This window comes from Streptomyces crystallinus (genome assembly GCF_039521265.1).
Lineage (GTDB): Bacteria > Actinomycetota > Actinomycetes > Streptomycetales > Streptomycetaceae > Streptomyces > Streptomyces crystallinus.
Genome location: NZ_BAAACA010000016.1, coordinates 115,640 through 132,603, shown reverse-complemented (window position 1 = coordinate 132,603; position 16,964 = coordinate 115,640). Strand labels below are relative to the sequence as shown.

The window sequence follows — 16,964 nt, the reverse complement described above, 5'->3', positions numbered from 1 at the left end:
GGCGGGCGTCAGCCCCTCTCGGCGGTGCCGCGCCCCTGCGGGGACGTGGGCGGCAGCGGGTCGGTGCGGGAGGCCTCGGCCGCCGGGTAGGCCAGATGGCCGGGCGCGGTCGGGGGCGCGGGGACCTCGGCGACCCGGTCGCCGGGCTCGATGCGGCAGGCGCAGACCTTGTACTCGGGAATCTTGGAACGGGGGTCGAGAGCGTCGATGGTGAGCGCGTTGGCGGCCGTGGGAACCGGCCAGTGGTACGGGATGAAGACGGTGTCGGGGCGGATCGCCTCGGTGACCAGGGCGGGGAAGACCTCGCTGGCACGCCGGGTGACGACGCGGACCGGCTCGCCGTTGCGGAAGCCGTGCGAGGGGTGGACCTCGACCCAGGGGCGCGGGGTCTGCTCGACGAGCGCGCCGAGCCGGCGCGTCTGGTTGCCGGAGAGGAAGTGCGCCACGGTCCGGCCGGTGGTGAGGGAGAGGGGGTGCTCGTCGTCGTACGGGTCCATCGGCGCGTGCCATTCGACGACCTGCATATGAATCCTGCCGTCGGGGTGCCAGGTCCGCCCGTCCTCGAAGAGGCGGGGGGTGCCGGGGTGGTCGGTGGAGGGGCAGGGCCAGGCGATCCCGCCGGTCTCCTCCAGGCGCTCGTAGGTGATGCCGTAGTAGTCGTTTACCGTCCCGGCGGAGGCGACGCGCAGCTCGTCGAAGACCTCGCGCGAGCCGGCGAAGGCGAACTTGTCCCCCGCGCCCAGGCGTTGGGCGAGCTGGCAGATCACCCAGGTGTCGGTGCGCACCCCGGCGGGTGGCTCCTGGGCCTTGTTGTGCTTGACGACCCGGGCCTCGGCGTTGGCCATCACGCCTTCGTCCTCGGCCCAGGTGGTGACGGGGAAGACCACATGCGCGTTGGCCGCGGTCTCGGAGAGGAAGAAGTCGAATTGGGCGTGGAAGTCGAGGGCGTCGTAGCCCTCCTTGACGACCTTGTAGTTCGGGAGGGAGACGAAGGGGTTGTTGCAGATACCGATGAGGCCGCGGATCTCCTGGCGGCGCATCTGATGGACCATCTCCATCATCGAGGTCCCGGCGGGCGGGAGTTCGGACTCCTCGATGCCCCAGATCTCGCAGATCTGCCGGCGGTGCTCGGCGTTCATGATGGAGCGCCCGCCGGGCAGCAGGTCGGCCTTCTGGCCGTGCTCGCGGCCGCCCTGGCCGTTGCCCTGGCCGGTGATGGTGCCGTAGCCGGCGCCGGGCCTGCCGAGGTTGCCGGTGGCGACGCAGAGGTTGATCACGGAGAGGCAGTTTTCGACGCCCTGCGAGTGGTGCTCGATGCCCCGGGCGTGCCAGGCCATGGCCCGGGGGGCGCGGGCGAAGGTGCGGGCGACCTCGACGATCTGGGCCGCCGGGACCCCGCAGATCTCGGCGGCCCGCTCGGGGGGATACTCGGCGGCCTTGTCCCGGACCTCCGCCCAGCCCGTGGTGTGGGCGGCGACATAGGCCTCGTCGACGAGGTCCTCCTTGACGACGACGTGGAGGAGCGCGTTGAAGAACGCCGAGTCGGTGCCGGGCTTGAGGGCCACGTGGATGTCGGCGGTGCGGGCGACCGCCGTCTCGCGCGGGTCGACCACGATCAGGGTGGCGCCCCGGTCGCGCGCCCCCCACACGTACTGGGTCATCACGGGGAAGCACTCCCCGACGTTGGACCCGGCGATGAGCAGGCAGTCGGTGAGGAGGATGTCGGAGAAGGGGTTGGCGGCGCGGTCGATGCCGAAGGCGAGCTTGTTGGCGCCCGCAGCGGAGACCATGCACAGCCGCCCGTTGTAGTCGACGTGCCGCGTCTTCAGCGCGACCCGGGCGAACTTGCCCACCAGATAGGTCTTCTCGGAGAAGAGGCTGGCCCCGCCGAGCAGTCCGAAGGCGTCGTTGCCGTGGGCGGCCTGGACACGGCGGATCGCGGCGGCCGTGAAGTCCAGCGCCTCCTCCCAGGACGCCTCCCGGAAGGGCTCGTCGCGGGAGCGGCGCAGCAGCGGGGCGGTGAGCCGGTCGGGGTGGTTGACCTGCTGGTACGCGTTGATGCCCTTGGGGCACAGGCGCATCCGGTTGATGTCGTGGTTGCGGGGCTCGACGCCGAAGACCTTGCCGCCGCGGTCCACCCGGAGATACATCCCGCACTGCACCCCGCAGAAGCAGCAGTGGGTGGGGACCAGGGTCTCGCCGTCCTGGTCGGCGCGCCACCGGTCGGCCGGGATGCCGCCCGCGTCCCGGAAGGAGCGGGTGCCGGGCGGGGCGAGGGAGGGGTCCAGCGGGAGCCGGTTCACTTGTAGCCCTTCTTGACGTGCGCGAGGTAGGCGGTGCCGCGCAGCACCCGCTTGCAGCGCGGGCAGTACTCGGCCCAGGCGTCGAAGCCGAGGTGCAGGTCGCGCATGGTCCCCCGCAGGTTCTCGACGTAGGGGGCGGTGTCGAGGGGCTCGCCGCAGCGGCGGCACGGGAAGACCTGCTCGTCCTGGCGGGCGGTGTACTTGAACAGCTGCATCCCGACGGCGGCCGGCCGCTGGACGATGTGGAAGAACTTCCCGAACGGGATGTAGATCAGCGTCAGCACCACCGCCACCATGTGCAGCACAGCCAGGAACTCGTAGCCCCCGCCGTGCAGGAAGAGCGACGAGAAGGTGAGGAGGAGGCCGGTCACGGAGATGACGATCAGCAGGAGCAGCGGGACCAGGTCGTAGGCGAAGCGCTGGCCGGTGATCGCGCCGCGGTCCTTCATCCGGCGCCACAGGAAGTACGAGGCGCCGGGGATGACCAGGACGGCGGCGATGTCGAGGCCGTGGAACATCAGCCAGCCGAGGAGGTTCAGCGAGCCGAAGCCGAGGATCCTCACTCCCCAGAGCCGCATCTCGTAGCCGGGTCCGGAACCGGTCGACGAGGTGAAGGTGAACCAGCCCCAGGTGAGGGGGAAGGTGATCGCGGCGGCCAGCAGACAGCCCCAGAAGATCAGCTGGTGGGCGGCCCAGCGGGCGTGCGAGCGGGCGCCCAGGAACTTCTGGAGGCCGAGGTAGGTGGCGGCCATCTTCGGCAGGGCGGTGGGTGCCTTGCGGAAGTTGGCGGCGGAGAACAGGCTGCGCCAGCCCTGTCGGAAGAGACGGCGGGCGCCCGGGGAGGAGATCCAGACGGTGTAGCGGTAGGCGACGCCGAAGGCGAGGAAGACGGTGGCGCAGGCGTAGGGCAGCAGGGCGGCGTCGAAGTCCCTGAGCCGGCGGCTGCCGAAGACGATGGCGAGGATCAGCAGGAGGGAGGCGGCGGTACCGGCGGCGGTCGCGCGCAGCGCGACGGCGGGCTTCGCTGCGGCGGGCCGCGCCGCGGGAGTCTTCGCTGCGGGGGGCTCGGTCACCCGGACACCGTAGGTGTATCTGACCGGTTATCACCTCTTTTGACGGCGGCGGGGTGAAGCCTTCAGTCAGATGGCAGCCAGCGGGGAGCCGCGGGGCAGCCGCCGAAAGACCGTGGGAGGCGGAGCCCGCGCCGCCGCTGCCGCGCCGGGGGCGCAGGTGCCGCTGCCCACGCTCATGCCCTCGCCCTCGCCCGCGCCCTCCCTCTCGCCCACGCCCACGCCCACGCCCACGCCGTAAGGCAACCCGCCCGCGTGCCCCCCTTGCCGCCGTCCCGCCGTCCCCGTCTGGTCTCCTTGGCCCATGCCCCGCATGACCGCACGCAGCCGCCACGAGGAACACCGGGCGGCGACGCCCCTGGAACTCTTCTTCGACCTCTGTTTCGTCGTCGCCGTCGCCCAGGCGGGCGCCCGGCTCGTCCACTCGCTCGCCGAGGGCCACCTCGGCGCCGGTCTCGCCGGGTACGCGGCCGTCTTCTTCGCCATCTGGTGGGCCTGGATGAACTTCACCTGGTTCGCCTCGGCGTACGACAGCGACGACGCGCTCTACCGGGTGGTCACGCTCGTCCAGATCACCGGCGTCCTCATCCTCGCCGCCGGGGTGCCGCGCGCCTTCGACGACAGCGACTTCACCGTCTGCGTCATCGGCTACATCGTGATGCGGCTCGCTCTGACCAGCCAGTGGCTGCGCGCCGCGCGCAACGCGGCGGACCCGGGCGAGCGGCGGATGGCGCTGCTGTACGCGGCCGGGCTCGTGGTGTGCCAGCTCGGCTGGGTCGGGCTGCTGTTCGTGCCGGCCGGCACCGCCCGCTCCTGGGTGTTCGTGGTGCTGGCCGCCGCCGAAGTCGCCGTCCCCGTGATCGCCGAGCGCGGCGCGCAGAGCACCTGGCACCCGCACCACATCGCCGAGCGGTACGGGCTGTTCACCCTGATCGTGCTCGGTGAGACGGTCGCCGCCGCCACCGTCGCCGTACAGGAGGCGCTGGACGAGCACGAGGCGCTCGGCGAGCTGCTGCCGATCGCGGGCGGCGGGCTGCTGATCGTCTTCGCCGCCTGGTGGATCTACTTCGCCGTGCCGATCGCCGGGCATCTGAGGTCGAACAGTCAGGCGTTCGCCTGGGGGTACGGACACTTCGTCATCCTCGGCTCGGCCGCCGCCATCGGGGCCGGGATGGAGGTGGCGGTCGAGCAGGCCGTCGGCAAGGCGCACATCTCCACGGCGGCGGCCTCGGCCGCCGTCACCGTGCCCGCCGCGCTGTTCCTGCTCACCGTGTGGGCGCTGCACTCGCGCCACTTCAAACGCACCCTCGCCCAGCAACTCGTGCTGCCCGTCGCGGCGGTGGCGATCCTGGCCTGCACCTTCGCCGGGCACGGCGCCGTCCTCGCCGCCGGTCTGGTGGCCGCCGCCACGGTGGCGGCGGGGGTGGCCCTGAGCAGTCGCGGCCCGGAGGGGACCGGCCCTAGGGTCGATGCCCATGGCTGACACCCAGAAGGCCCACGCGGCCGACTCGATCACCGATGTGCCCGGCTTCCTCGTCGGGCACGCCCGTGTCCCCGGTGAGCGCGCCCTGAGCGGCACCACCGTCGTGCTCGCCCCGGCGCCCAGCGCCGTCGCCGCCGTCGATGTGCGCGGCGGTGGGCCCGGCACCCGGGAGACCGATGCCCTGGACCCGCGCAACGTCGTCGAGCGGATCGACGCCGTGGTGCTGACGGGCGGCAGCGCGTACGGACTCGACGCCGCCGGCGGGGTGATGGCCTGGCTGGAGGAGCGGGGGCGCGGGGTACGGGTGGGGCCCGAGGCGCACCAGGTCGTGCCGGTCGTCCCGGCCGCCTGCGTCTTCGACCTCGGGCGCGGCGGCGACTGGCGCGCCCGCCCGGACGCGGCGACCGGCCGGGCCGCCTGCGAGGCGGCGGGCACCGAGGTCGCCCAGGGCGGCGTCGGCGCCGGGACCGGCGCGGTCGCGGGCGGCCTCAAGGGCGGAATCGGCACCGCGAGCACCGTGCTGCCCTGCGGCGCCACCGTCGGCGCGCTGGTGGTCGCCAACGCCGCGGGGTCGGTGGTGGACCCCGCCACCGGCGCCCTGTACGGGCTGTCGGGGCGCGTCGCGTACCCCGCGCCCGAAGTCCACGAAGCGGCCTCGAAGCGGCTCGGCGAGGCGCGGGCCAACGCCGGGCTGCCGCCCCTGAACACCACGCTCGCGGTCGTCGCCACCGACGCGCCGCTCACCCGGCCGCAGGCGCAGAAGCTCGCGGGGACCTCGCACGACGGGCTGGCCCGGGCGGTCCGCCCGGTGCATCTGATGCACGACGGCGACACCGTCTTCGCCCTCGCCACGGGGAGCGGGGAGCCGCTGTCGCCGGCCGACCTCAACCTCGTACTGGCGGCGGGCGCGGACCTGGTGGCCCGGGCGATCACCAAGGCGGTCCTCGCCGCCGAGGGCGTGGACGGGCCGGGCGGGACGTTTCCGTCCTACCGGGAGCTGTACGGGAGTTGAGGACCTGCGCCCTCCGCCGGCCGGGCGCCCGCCCTTGTCACGATCGGGCGCCCGCCCGTGTGTCGTGAGTCACAGGCGGCGCCCGCAACCGTTCCACCCATGTGGATGCTCTGTGCACGTACTGGAGTGACGTACGCACAGATGGAGCAGCCAAGTGATCTCGCCCGACACCGCCGCGCAGCCGCGATCCCGCACCCCGCAGCAACTGCGCACCCGGCGGCGGGCGTTCGCCGCCGCCTCCGCGCTGCTGCTCGGCGCCCTGACCCTGACCGCCTGCGGCGGCAGCGCGTCCGGCTCCGACAAGGGCGACGGCAAGGGCAAGGGCGGCGACGCGGCCGCCGCCCGGGACGTCTCCACGCTGAAGATCACCATCTCGGCGAAGAACGGCTCCACCGACGCCAGCATCAACAGCACCGCCGTCACCGCCCAGGGCGGCAAGCTGACCCAGGTCACCATGGTCGAGGCGCAGACCGGGAAGGCCGTGGCCGGAGCGCTCGCCGCCGACGGGCTGTCCTGGAAGCCCACCGCGAAGGTGCAGCGCGGCACCCCGTACAAGATCATGGCGACCGGCAAGGACGACAAGGGGCGGCCCGCGACCGAGAACTCGGCCTTCACCACGGTCTCCTCGAAGGACAGCTTCATCGGCACCTACACGCCGGACAACGGTGCGAAGGTCGGCGTCGGCATGCCGGTCTCCTTCGAGTTCAACAAGGTGATCACCGACAAGAAGGCCGTCCAGTCGCACATCACCGTCAGCTCCAGCAGCGGCCAGCAGGTGGTCGGCCACTGGTTCGGCAGCCAGCGGCTCGACTTCCGGCCGCAGGACTACTGGAAGGCCGGGTCCACGGTGACGATGAAGATCGACCTGGACGGGGTGCGGGGCGGCAAGGGCATCACCGGCGTGCAGTCCAAGACCGTCACCTTCACCATCGGCCGCAACCAGGTCTCCACGGTCGACGCCAAGACGCAGCAGATGACCGTGCAGCAGGACGGCAGGACGGTCAAGACCATCCCGGTCTCCACGGGCAGCGCCGAACACTCCACGTACAACGGCCAGATGGTGATCTCCGAGAAGTTCACCGAGACGCGGATGAACGGCGCGACCGTCAACTTCGGCGGTGAGTACGACATCAAGGACGTGCCGCACGCGATGCGCCTGTCCACCTCGGGGACCTTCCTGCACGGCAACTACTGGTACAAGGGCGACCCGTTCGGCAACACGGGAACAAGCCACGGCTGCGTGGGACTCCGCGACGTCCAGGGCGCCCAGGGCGACACCCCCGCCAAGTGGTTCTTCGATCACTCGCTGGTCGGTGACGTGGTGACCGTGAAGGGCTCGCCGGACAAGACGATCGCCCCCGACAACGGCCTGAACGGCTGGAACATGGGGTGGGCCGAGTGGCAGGCGGGCAGCGCCGTCTGACGGCCCGTCGACGCGCGGCCCGGTGATCCACGCCGGGCCGCGCCGACCGGTGATCCACGCCGTTCCAAGCCGATGAGAATGTTTCGGCCATGCCCGCTGCGCGAAGCGCGCACAAGGGCTACGTTGAGCACCCTCTACGTGACGAACAGCTACGGCGGGGAGACGCCTTGGTGCCCAACGAGTGCGAGTACGAGACGGCCGAGGAACACCTCACCGGCCTGCTCGGCCGCGCGCTGAACTCGTTCGACCTCCCGGACGAACTGGTGGAGAGCCTCGACTCGGCCCTCGCGCACGCCACTTCGCTGCACTCGTCGCTGCATGCCTCCGGCGGCCCCGGCCGCCCCCGGCTCAGCCGCGAGACCTACCGCCACACCTATCTCCTGCTCGACGGCGCCGCGGTCACCCTCTGGGAGGTCGTGCACGGCCGGGGCAACGAGGTGTACGCGGACGAGGAGAGCGCTCTGGTGGCGGCGGCCCGGCTGCGCGAGCGGGTGCTGCCGGAGCTCGCGCCCGGGTTCGCGGAGGACGACCTGGACCCGGGCCTGACCGGCCTCGAAGTCCTCGGCGGGCTGGCGCCGGTGGAGCGCGCCGGGCCCAGCAGGACGTACGAGGCGGACGCCTCGGCCGACCACGCGCGGCGGCTGCTGCGCCGCGCCGAGAACCCGGACCGGCCCGGCGAGAGCGTGGCCCGGCTGCTGCGCGGCGCCCTCGCCCACCGCATCACCCGGGCCCTGGGCGGCCGCGGCGGGGTCTCCGGGCGCGGCGGGGCCATCCTGTACGAGCACGCGTTCCTGCTCCTGGACGGCGTCGAGCTGAGCCTGTGGGAGGTCGAGCACACGGCGACGCCGGACGGCAGCCATATGTGCGAGGTGTACGCGGCGGAGGACTCGGCTCGGGCGGCGATGGAGCGCCGGACGCGGGTCTCCTGACCCCTCGCGCGGCGGACCGCGGCGAGCGGGAGACGAAGAAGACGCCGGGCGGGACGGAGAGTTCTCCGTCCCGCCCGGCGTCTTCGTGCCTCAGCGGCTCAGGCTCACGGCGTCAGCGCCGGCTCCTTGGCGGCCTCGTCGGCCGGGGACTCGTCCGCCCCGCCCTCCAGGTGCTGCTTCGGCCTGGCCGGCAGCAGGAACATCCCGACGAAGATCAGCGCACAGACACCCGCCACGACCCACAGCGAGCGCTGGAAGGCGTCGGAGAAGGCCGGGCCGATCTCGGCGAGCTGGAGGTCGTCGTCGATGGCGCCGAAGAAGACCACCGCCACCAGGCCGAGGCCCAGCGCGTTGCCCATCTGCTGCACGGTGTTGATCAGGCCGGACGCCGAACCCGCGTGCTCCTGCGGGACCTCGGAGAGGACCGCGTCGGTGAGCGGGGCGACGATCAGGCCCATGCCGATGCCGAGGATCACCAGCGGCAGCGCCATCTGCCAGGACTCGATGTCCATGCCGAAGTGGTGCGCCTCCCAGATGTAGACCAGCATGCCGACGAGGGTCACCAGCGCGCCCGCCTGGAGCACCTTGCGGCCGAACTTGGGCACCAGCGACTGGACGGACATGCCCGCCGCCGCCGACATGGCGATGGAGAACGGGATACCGGTCAGACCGGCCCGCAGCGCGCTCCAGCCCAGGCCTATCTGCATGTACAGCGTCCACACCAGGAAGAAGATGCCCATCGCGATACCGAAGGTCATCTGCACCGCGATGCCGGCCGCGAAGCTCTTCACCCGGAACAGCGAGAGCTCCACCAGCGGCGAGCCGTCCTTGCGCGCCTTGACCCGCTCGTACGCCACCAGCGCGCCGAAGACGACCAGGCTGCCGACCATCGAGAGGTGGCCCCACAGCGGCCAGCCCAGCTCACGGCCGCGGGTCAGCGGGTAGAGCAGCATCAGCAGACCGAGGGTGACCAGCGCGACGCCCACCAGGTCGAGCTTGAGGGCCTTGGGCGCCTTGGACTCGCTGATGAACTTGGCGCCGAGGACGAGACCGGCGACGCCGACCGGCAGGTTGATCAGGAAGATCGGCCGCCACTCCAGGCCGAACAGGTTCCACTCGGTCAGCAGCGCGCCCAGGATCGGGCCGGAGACCGCGCCCAGGCCGATGACCGCGCCGAACATGCCGAACACCTTGCCGCGCTCCTCCGCCGGGAAGGTCGCGTGGATGATCGAGAGGACCTGCGGCACCATCAGGGAGGCCATACCGCCCTGGAGGATGCGGGAGGCGACCAGCATCTCCGGGTTGGCCGCGAAGCCGCACAGGGCCGAGGCGATGGTGAAGCCGGTCATGCCTATGAGGAAGAGCTTCTTGCGGCCGTGGATGTCGCCGAGGCGGCCACCGGTGATCAGACCGGCGGCGAAGGCCAGGGCGTACCCCGCGGTGATCCACTGGATCGAGGAGAACGTCGCTCCGGTGTCCTTCTGGATCGAGGGGATCGCTACGTTGACGATCGTGACGTCGACCAGGTCCATGAAGGCCGCGGTCATCACGATGGCCAGGGCGAACCACCGTCGGCGGTCGTTCACGGCGGCCGCTGTGCCGGGGCCCGCGGCTTCTGGGGAAGTGGTCGTGGTGGAGGTCATGGAAGAGAAGTTAGACCGTATGTAGGTCAGACCGCGTCCTAATTTTGCCGCATCCTGGATCTCATGACGGACACCCCGGCTCGGCTCCTGCAGCTCCTGTCCCTGCTCCAGACGCCGCGCGAGTGGCCCGGCGGTGAACTCGCCGAGCGGCTCGGCGTCTCGCGGCGCACGGTCCGCCGCGACGTCGACCGGCTGCGCGACCTCGGCTATCCGGTCCAGGCGACGCTGGGCGCGGACGGCGGGTACCGGCTGGTGGCCGGGAAGGCGATGCCCCCGCTGGTCCTCGACGACGAGGAGGCGGTGGCCATCGCGGTGGGGCTGCGGGCGGGCGCGGGGCACGCGGTGGACGGGGTGGAGGAGGCGTCGGTCCGGGCGCTGGCCAAGCTGGAGCAGGTGCTGCCGTCCCGGCTGCGGCACCGGGTCTCCAGCCTCCAGGCGGCGACGATGCCGCTGGTGGGGCCGTGGCGCGGGGACGGCGCCAGCGTCGACCCGCACACGCTGACCGTGATGGCGTCGGCGGTCACCGGCAAGGAGCGGCTGCGCTTCGACTACCGCAAGGGCGACGGCAGCGAGTCGCGCCGCCAGGTCGAGCCGTACCGGCTGGTGTCGACGGGGCGGCGGTGGTACCTCGTGGCGTACGACATCGAGCGCGAGGACTGGCGTACGTTCCGGGTCGACCGGGTGGCCTCGCCGTTCGCGACCGGGTCGCGGTTCGCGCCCCGGGAGCTGCCCGCGCAGGACGCGGCGGAGTTCGTGAGCCGGTCGCTGTCGCGGATGCAGCCGGAGCTGGACCTGGACGTGACGTTCGAGGCGCCCGCCGACTTCGTGGCGGCGCGGCTGACCCACATGGGCACACCGGTGCCGCTCGGGCCGGCTCGCTGCCGGCTGCGGGTGCGGGTGTCGGAGTCGCTGGAGTGGGTGGCGATCCGGCTGGCGCTGGTGGACTGCGAGTTCGCGGTGGCCTCGCCCGGGGTGCTGGCGGAGTACCTGGCGGACCTGGGGTCCCGGCTGACGCGGGCGGCGGGGCCGGAGCCCTCGTTCGGACAGGGGTGAGCCCCCGGCACCAGGGGGGGAGGGTGCCGGGGGCTCGTCTTGGGGGGGGGTGGGACGGCTTCGTCACGCCGCCGCGTCGAAGCCCGTGTCCCTTGCCATCTTCTTCAGTTCCAGCAGTGCGTGCTTCTCGATCTGGCGGATGCGCTCGCGGGTGAGGCCGTGCTCCTTGCCGACCTCCGTCAGGGTGCGCTCGCGGCCGTCGTCGATCCCGTACCGCATCTTGATGATGGAGGCGGTGCGCTGGTCGAGCTTGCCGATCAGGTCGTCGAGCTCCTCGCTGCGCAGCAGCGTCAGCACGGACTGCTCCGGCGAGATCGCCGAGGTGTCCTCCAGGAGGTCGCCGAACTGGGTCTCGCCCTGGTCGTCGACCGACATGTTGAGCGAGACCGGGTCGCGCGCCCAGTCCAGGACGTCGGTGACCCGCTCCGGTGTGGAGCCCAGCTCCGCGGCCACCTCGGCGGCCTCCGGCTCCCGGCCGTTCTCCCGGTTGAACTCGCGCTGGACGCGGCGGATCCGGCCCAGCTCCTCGACCAGGTGGACGGGGAGGCGGATGGTGCGGGACTGGTCGGCTATCGAACGGGTGATGGCCTGGCGGATCCACCAGGTCGCGTACGTCGAGAACTTGAAGCCCTTGGCGTAGTCGAACTTCTCCACCGCGCGGACCAGGCCCGCGTTGCCCTCCTGGATCAGGTCCAGCAGGGGCAGGCCCGCCCTGGGGTAGCGCCGGGCCACGGCGACGACGAGGCGGAGGTTGGAACGGATGAAGAGGTCCTTGGCCCGCTCGCCGGCGGCGGCCAGGGCTTCGAGTTCCTCGTGAGAGGCGCCGCCCGCCTTGCTCTCCACCTCGCCGTCGAGGATCTGGCGTGCGTACACACCGGCCTCGATGGTCTGGGAGAGCTCGACCTCCTTGGCGGCGTCGAGCAGCGGCGTCCGCGCGATCTCGTCGAGGTACATCCCGACCAGGTCGCGGTCGGCGATCTCCCCGCTGACGGCGCGAACACTGCTCCCCGACCCGGATCCGCTGTTCGCGGTCCGACGGGCGACGGCGCGGGTTGCCATGCGTGCTCCCTTGCTGTGTAGGTCGCGACACCCTCCCGGGTGCCCTGCATCCGATGGAAACAACGGCTGGAATCCGGACAGAATTCCCGTCCCGCCCATCGATTTTCCGGATCATGCAGTACCCTGTGCCGCCACCGCTGGCGTACGGATGCTGCGGGAACGTACAGAGACGCAGGTCAGACCCGGTGCCGAGGCTTCGGGTACCCGGCTGTGACCACCTTCCACATGAGACCGGCGTCACACCCGAAACAGTTGCCTTCACCCCGGAAGAGCCTCATCCCCGTTCGCTCTCTCCGCCCGTGAAGACGACCCCCGCCGCCTCCTGGTTGCTCGGGATGTCCAAACTGCCCGAATTCCCCAGGTACCCTCTCCCGGCCGGTTCGCACGGACCTCTCCAGCGCCTCCTTGTTGGTATCTTGTTCAACTTTCAAGGAGTGGTCGTACAGTGGAGACCATGACCACCACCCCTGCCGAGGAGCCGCGCTGGCTCAGTGACGAGGAGCAGCGCACCTGGCGCGCCTACCTCCACGCCACGACGCTTCTGGAAGACCATCTGGACCGCCAGCTCCAGCGGGACGCCGGCATGCCGCACATCTACTACGGGCTGCTCATCCAGCTCTCCGAGGCGCCTCGGCGGCGGCTGCGGATGACCGAGCTGGCCATCGGTGCCAAGATCACCCGGTCCCGGCTCTCGCACGCGATCGCGCGCCTGGAGAAGAACGGCTGGGTGCGCCGCGAGGAGTGCCCCTCCGACAAGCGCGGCCAGTTCGCGGCGCTCACCGACGAGGGCTTCGCGGTCGTGGAGCGCACCGCGCCGGGCCATGTGGGCGCCGTGCGCCAGGCGCTGTTCGACCGGCTCAGCCCCGAGCAGACCGAGCAGCTCGGGCAGATCATGCGGGTGCTCGCCGAGGGCCTCCAGCCCAAGGACGCGAACGCGGACCTGCCCTGGCTCCGCTGAGCCGGACAGGTCCGCGCCTGGTGCTTTCGCTGCTTCCCGCCTACGCGTCCCCCACGTGGGCGGTGGGCGTCAGTGGGCGACCACCGGCACCCGGATCTCGTCCTCGACGCCCTCGGCGTCACCGGAGCCGGTGAGCGAACCGGTGTCCGGGCGGCCGGTGTTGACGAGGGTGAACGCGATCGCCGAGGCGACCACCAGGATGCCGACCGCCCACCAGATGGCACTGGTGAAGCCGTGCACCATCGCCTGGAGCTTCAGCAGCTCCAGGCTCTTGGCCCCGGCGGCGTGCGAGGTGGCGTACGCCGTGGTGGCCGAGGCCGCGATGGTGTTCAGCAGGGCCGTACCGATGGCGCCGCCCACCTGCTGGGAGGTGTTGACCATGGCGGAGGCGACACCCGCGTCACGCGGCTCGACCCCGATGGTGGCCAGCGACATGGCCGGCATGAAGGCGGTGCCCATGCCGAGGCCGAGCAGGATCTGGGCCGGCAGGATCAGCCCGGCGTACGAGGTGTCGATCTGGAGCTGGGTCAGGATCAGCATGCCGACGCCGGCGGTCAGGAAGCCGGGGCCCATCAGCAGGCGCGGCGCCACCCGGGTCATCAGCCGGGCACCGATCTGGGTGGAACCGGTGATCATGCCCGCGATCATCGGCAGGAAGGCGAAGCCGGTCTTGACCGGCGAGTAGCCCTTCACGACCTGGAGGTAGTACGTCAGGAAGAGGAAGAGGCCGAACATCGCGATGATCGCCAGGCCCAGGGAGAGGTAGACCCCGCCCCGGTTGCGGTTGGTGACCACGCGCAGCGGCAGCAGCGGGTGCTTGACCTTGGCCTCGGTGGCGACGAAGGCGATCAGCAGGACGGCCGAGGCGACGAACATCGAGACGGTCAGCGTGTCGGACCAGCCGGCCGACTCGGCGCGGGTGAAGCCGTACACCAGGGCGACCAGACCGAGGGTGGACAGGACCACGCCCGGGACGTCCAGCGGCGAGCGGTTGCGGGTGCCGGAGGGCTCGCGGATGACGAAGTAGGCACCGGCGGCCGCGACGATCGCGAACGGGATGTTGACGAAGAAGGTCCAGCGCCAGTTCAGGTACTCGGTGAGGAAGCCGCCGAGGATCAGACCGACGGCGCCGCCGCCACCGGCGATCGCGCCGTAGATGCCGAATGCCTTGGCGCGCTCCTTGGCGTCGGTGAACATCACCGCGAGCAGCGAGAGCGCGGCGGGCGCGAGCAGCGCGCCGAACGCGCCCTGGAGCGCGCGGGAGCCGAGCAGCATGGCCTCGCCGGTGGCCGCGCCGCCGAGCGCGGAGGCCGCGGCGAAGCCGAGCAGACCCACGACGAAGGTGCGCTTGCGTCCCCAGAGGTCGGCTATGCGGCCGCCGAAGAGCAGCAGACCGCCGAAGGCAAGGGCGTAGGCCGTGATGACCCACTGCTTGTTGCCGTCGGAGATGCCCAGGTCGGTCTGGGCGGAGGGCAGGGCGATGTTCACGATCGTCGCGTCGAGCACGACCATCAGCTGGGCGAGCGCGATGAAGGCGAGGGCCTTCCAGCGACTGGGGTCAGGAGCGAGGTCCTGGGCTGGAGCCTGGACTGTTTTCGACATGGGTGTAGCCACCTTGGGACGCGTTGTACTGAAAAGCGGAGTACGGAAGTTGCTGGTGCGCGGAGCGGAGGTGCCGCCCGGTCGCGGGATCGGTTACGGCTGGCTGAGGTCCTGCAGGGTCGCCGCCGTCCCCGGCAGCCCGGACCTCGCCGGGGCCATGAGCCCGTCGAGGAAGAGCTGGAGATGGCGGTGGACGAACCGGTCCATGTTCGGGCACGCGGTGCCCGGCAGCGGCCGGGTGAGCTGGGTGAGGGCGACCATCAGATCGCCCACGTCGACGTCGTCGCGCAGCTGGCCGCTGCGCCGGGCCCGCGCCATGAGGTCCCGGACGGCCTCGTCCAGTCGCCCCCGGGCGCCGTCGATCTCCGGCAGGTTCTTGTCGAAGCCCTCGGAGAGCATCGGGCACAGGGCCCCGATGCGCTCGTCGGCGGCCGCGAACACGAACCGCCGCAGCGCGGCGAAGGCGTCGGGCTCCTCGGCGGTCGCGGTCTCCGCGGCCGTCGAGACCCGCTCCATGACCGCCAGGACCACGCTGGTGATCAGCTCGGCGCGGTCCTTGAAGTGCCGGTAGAGCGTGGCGTTGCCGATGCCCGCGCGCTTGGCGATCTCGTCGAGCGGCACCATGGCGCCCTCCTCGACGAACATCTCGCGCGCGGCCGCGATGATCCGCTCCCGGTTGCGCAGGGCGTCGGCCCGCGGCCGCGGGGCGCGACGGGGCTCCGCGGTGGTCGGGGTGGCGGTGGACACGGCTCGCTCCTTCTGGCGTTCGAAGTCGTACGACTCGGGGTGGTGCGACTTTGACGGATCGAAGTCGGCTTCCGCACCGGAAGCGGGGAAGCTCTCCCCGTTTCGGCGGGACACAGGTGCAAACGGGGAAACGCTCCCCGGATATTTCCGGCCGCCGGACTTGTTTTCTGTGACCTGAGTCACACCTTCCGGTGCCCGGAACCACACGCGCGGCCCACCCAGCGCGCGCTCGCGACACGCCCGACACAGGGTGATCGCACGAGCGCAGTCAGGAACGGGCCTGCTGCCGGTGGGCGAAGGCGAGCGTGCGCGTATGGAGGAGTCCGGCAGATCCCGCCGTCGGATATCCGACGGGCCGAGCGACCCGCGCCGCCGCCGCACACTGGCGGGCGCGGCCCTCGCCGCCGTGGTGCTCGCCTCGATGACCTCGGGCAGCACCACCCTGGCGCCCCCCTTGCGGGCGTCGGCCGGCCCGGTGGCCACCGGCGGCGAGGCGGCGCTCGGCCCCTGCCGGATCACCGCCACGCTCGGCGTGCAGATGTCGGAGGGCCTGCCCACCCCGCCCGGCTACGCCCACTCCACCGGCACCGTCCGCGCCCTCACCCTGATGGTCGACTTCCCGGACGCGCAGGGCACCGAGCCGGCGCTCAGCCGGTACGCGGAGTTCTTCCCGCAGACCACCCAGTGGTTCCGCACCGCGTCATACGGGCGCCTGGAGTACAAGCCCGACATCCCCGTCCCGCAGTGGCTGCGGATGCCGCAGTCGTTCGCGGCGTACGGCATAGAGCGCGGCTCGCCGTACGAGCCGGGCTACCGGCGGCTGGTCAAGGACATCGTGGCGGCGGCCGACTCACGGGTGAACTTCGCGGCGTACGACCTGGTGAACATCCTGATGTCGCCGAACGCGGGCCCGTCCGCGCTGGACACGGTCCTCTCGGTGACGTTCTCCGGCAACGAGGACGCGCCGCTGGCGGACGGCGTGCCGCTCTCCAACACGTCCTTCGTCTACAGCCGCCAGGACGACGGCTCCGGCTCCTACCGCGAGACCGGCTACCGGGTGCTGCCGCACGAGAACGGCCATGTCTTCGGGCTGCCCGACCTGTACACGCCCGAGGGCGGGGGCGCGGTGGGCCACTGGGACATCATGTCCGAGGACTGGGGCGCCAACAACGACATGCTCGGCTGGCACAAGTGGAAGCTGGGGTGGCTCGACAACTCCCAGGTGGGGTGCTCGTCGGCGCGGGCGGGGGTGAGCGAGTACGTACTGAGCCCGCTGTCGGCGGCGGGCACGGGCCGCAAGCTCATCTTCGTGCCGCTGTCGGACGAGAGCGGGTACGCGGTGGAGGTGCGCACCCGCACCGGGAACGACGAGGCGGTGTGCAAGCCGGGGGTGCTGGTGTACCGGGTCAGTACGGATGTGGACACCGGGCGGGGGCCCATCACCGTGGCGGACAGCGCGAAGGACAGCGGCGGGTGTACGCGGCGTCCCAACGTGCACGCGGAGCTGTCGGACGCGCCGTTCGCGGCGGGGGAGACGTTCGTGGACCGGGAGCGGGGGGTGCGGGTGGGTGTGGTGGGGGTGGATGGGGCGGGGAACTACCGGGTGCGGGTGACGCGGGGGTGAGGTGAGGTTGTCGCTCGGCTGCGGCTGAGTGGTGGGTTGCTCGCGCAGTTCCCCGCGC

The 16,964-nt window shown here is 71.6% G+C and carries 14 protein-coding genes; 7 read left to right on the top strand and 7 right to left on the bottom strand.

Annotation, left to right across the window (positions count from 1 at the left end):
* Positions 1 to 8: 8 nt before the first annotated feature.
* The 3 genes from ABD236_RS16675 to ABD236_RS16665 form a co-directional block, all read right to left on the bottom strand.
* Positions 9 to 2,303: a molybdopterin oxidoreductase family protein gene (locus ABD236_RS16675; RefSeq protein WP_344074495.1), complete on the bottom strand. Its 2,295-nt coding sequence runs from the start codon at positions 2,301 to 2,303 to the stop codon at positions 9 to 11.
* Positions 2,300 to 3,376: an MFS transporter gene (locus ABD236_RS16670; RefSeq protein WP_344074493.1), complete on the bottom strand. Its 1,077-nt coding sequence runs from the start codon at positions 3,374 to 3,376 to the stop codon at positions 2,300 to 2,302. The genes ABD236_RS16675 and ABD236_RS16670 overlap by 4 nt, the downstream gene beginning before the upstream one ends.
* A 66-nt stretch (positions 3,377 to 3,442) precedes the next feature.
* Positions 3,443 to 3,607 (bottom strand): hypothetical protein, encoded by a 165-nt coding sequence (locus tag ABD236_RS16665; protein ID WP_344074492.1) that lies wholly within the window; start codon positions 3,605 to 3,607, stop codon positions 3,443 to 3,445.
* Between the two features lie 70 nt (positions 3,608 to 3,677).
* Here ABD236_RS16665 and ABD236_RS16660 point away from each other — a divergent pair, with 70 nt between their 5' ends.
* From ABD236_RS16660 to ABD236_RS16645, 4 genes are all read left to right on the top strand, one after another.
* The gene (locus ABD236_RS16660; protein ID WP_344074490.1) at positions 3,678 to 4,856 is read left to right on the top strand and encodes a low temperature requirement protein A; all 1,179 of its coding nucleotides are present in this window, start codon (positions 3,678 to 3,680) and stop codon (positions 4,854 to 4,856) included.
* Positions 4,849 to 5,868 carry a P1 family peptidase gene (locus tag ABD236_RS16655; RefSeq protein ID WP_344074489.1) on the top strand — a complete coding sequence of 340 codons (1,020 nt, stop codon included), beginning with the start codon at positions 4,849 to 4,851 and terminating at the stop codon, positions 5,866 to 5,868. Before ABD236_RS16660 ends, ABD236_RS16655 begins: the two co-directional genes overlap by 8 nt.
* A gap of 157 nt (positions 5,869 to 6,025) precedes the next feature.
* Positions 6,026 to 7,291 (top strand): L,D-transpeptidase, encoded by a 1,266-nt coding sequence (locus ABD236_RS16650; protein WP_425543888.1) that lies wholly within the window; start codon positions 6,026 to 6,028, stop codon positions 7,289 to 7,291.
* A 167-nt stretch (positions 7,292 to 7,458) separates the two neighbouring features.
* The gene (locus tag ABD236_RS16645) at positions 7,459 to 8,220 is read left to right on the top strand and encodes a DUF6227 family protein (protein ID WP_344074488.1); all 762 of its coding nucleotides are present in this window, start codon (positions 7,459 to 7,461) and stop codon (positions 8,218 to 8,220) included.
* 104 nt (positions 8,221 to 8,324) lie between these two features.
* On the opposite strand, the gene ABD236_RS16640 is transcribed toward ABD236_RS16645, so the two are convergent.
* Complete coding sequence (locus ABD236_RS16640) at positions 8,325 to 9,863, bottom strand: MFS transporter (protein ID WP_344074487.1); 1,539 nt, start codon at positions 9,861 to 9,863, stop codon at positions 8,325 to 8,327.
* A 63-nt stretch (positions 9,864 to 9,926) separates the two neighbouring features.
* Between ABD236_RS16640 and ABD236_RS16635 the strand changes: the two genes are divergently transcribed.
* Complete coding sequence (locus ABD236_RS16635; RefSeq protein WP_344074486.1) at positions 9,927 to 10,916, top strand: helix-turn-helix transcriptional regulator; 990 nt, start codon at positions 9,927 to 9,929, stop codon at positions 10,914 to 10,916.
* Positions 10,917 to 10,979: 63 nt separating this feature from the next.
* Here ABD236_RS16635 and ABD236_RS16630 read toward each other — a convergent pair whose 3' ends face one another.
* A complete protein-coding gene (locus tag ABD236_RS16630; RefSeq protein ID WP_344074484.1) occupies positions 10,980 to 11,975 on the bottom strand; it encodes a sigma-70 family RNA polymerase sigma factor in 996 nt (331 codons plus the stop codon).
* 445 nt (positions 11,976 to 12,420) lie between these two features.
* Here ABD236_RS16630 and ABD236_RS16625 point away from each other — a divergent pair, with 445 nt between their 5' ends.
* A complete protein-coding gene (locus tag ABD236_RS16625) occupies positions 12,421 to 12,933 on the top strand; it encodes a MarR family winged helix-turn-helix transcriptional regulator (protein WP_425543883.1) in 513 nt (170 codons plus the stop codon).
* A 69-nt stretch (positions 12,934 to 13,002) separates the two neighbouring features.
* Here ABD236_RS16625 and ABD236_RS16620 read toward each other — a convergent pair whose 3' ends face one another.
* Positions 13,003 to 14,535, bottom strand: a complete 1,533-nt coding sequence (locus tag ABD236_RS16620; RefSeq protein ID WP_344074482.1) for an MFS transporter — start codon at positions 14,533 to 14,535, stop codon at positions 13,003 to 13,005.
* A 93-nt stretch (positions 14,536 to 14,628) separates the two neighbouring features.
* Positions 14,629 to 15,282: a TetR/AcrR family transcriptional regulator gene (locus tag ABD236_RS16615; RefSeq protein WP_344074481.1), complete on the bottom strand. Its 654-nt coding sequence runs from the start codon at positions 15,280 to 15,282 to the stop codon at positions 14,629 to 14,631.
* A gap of 313 nt (positions 15,283 to 15,595) precedes the next feature.
* On the opposite strand from ABD236_RS16615, the gene ABD236_RS16610 reads away from it, so the two are divergent.
* Entirely contained in the window at positions 15,596 to 16,906 is a 1,311-nt protein-coding gene (locus tag ABD236_RS16610; protein WP_344074480.1) for a M6 family metalloprotease domain-containing protein, read from the top strand.
* Positions 16,907 to 16,964 lie beyond the last annotated feature (58 nt).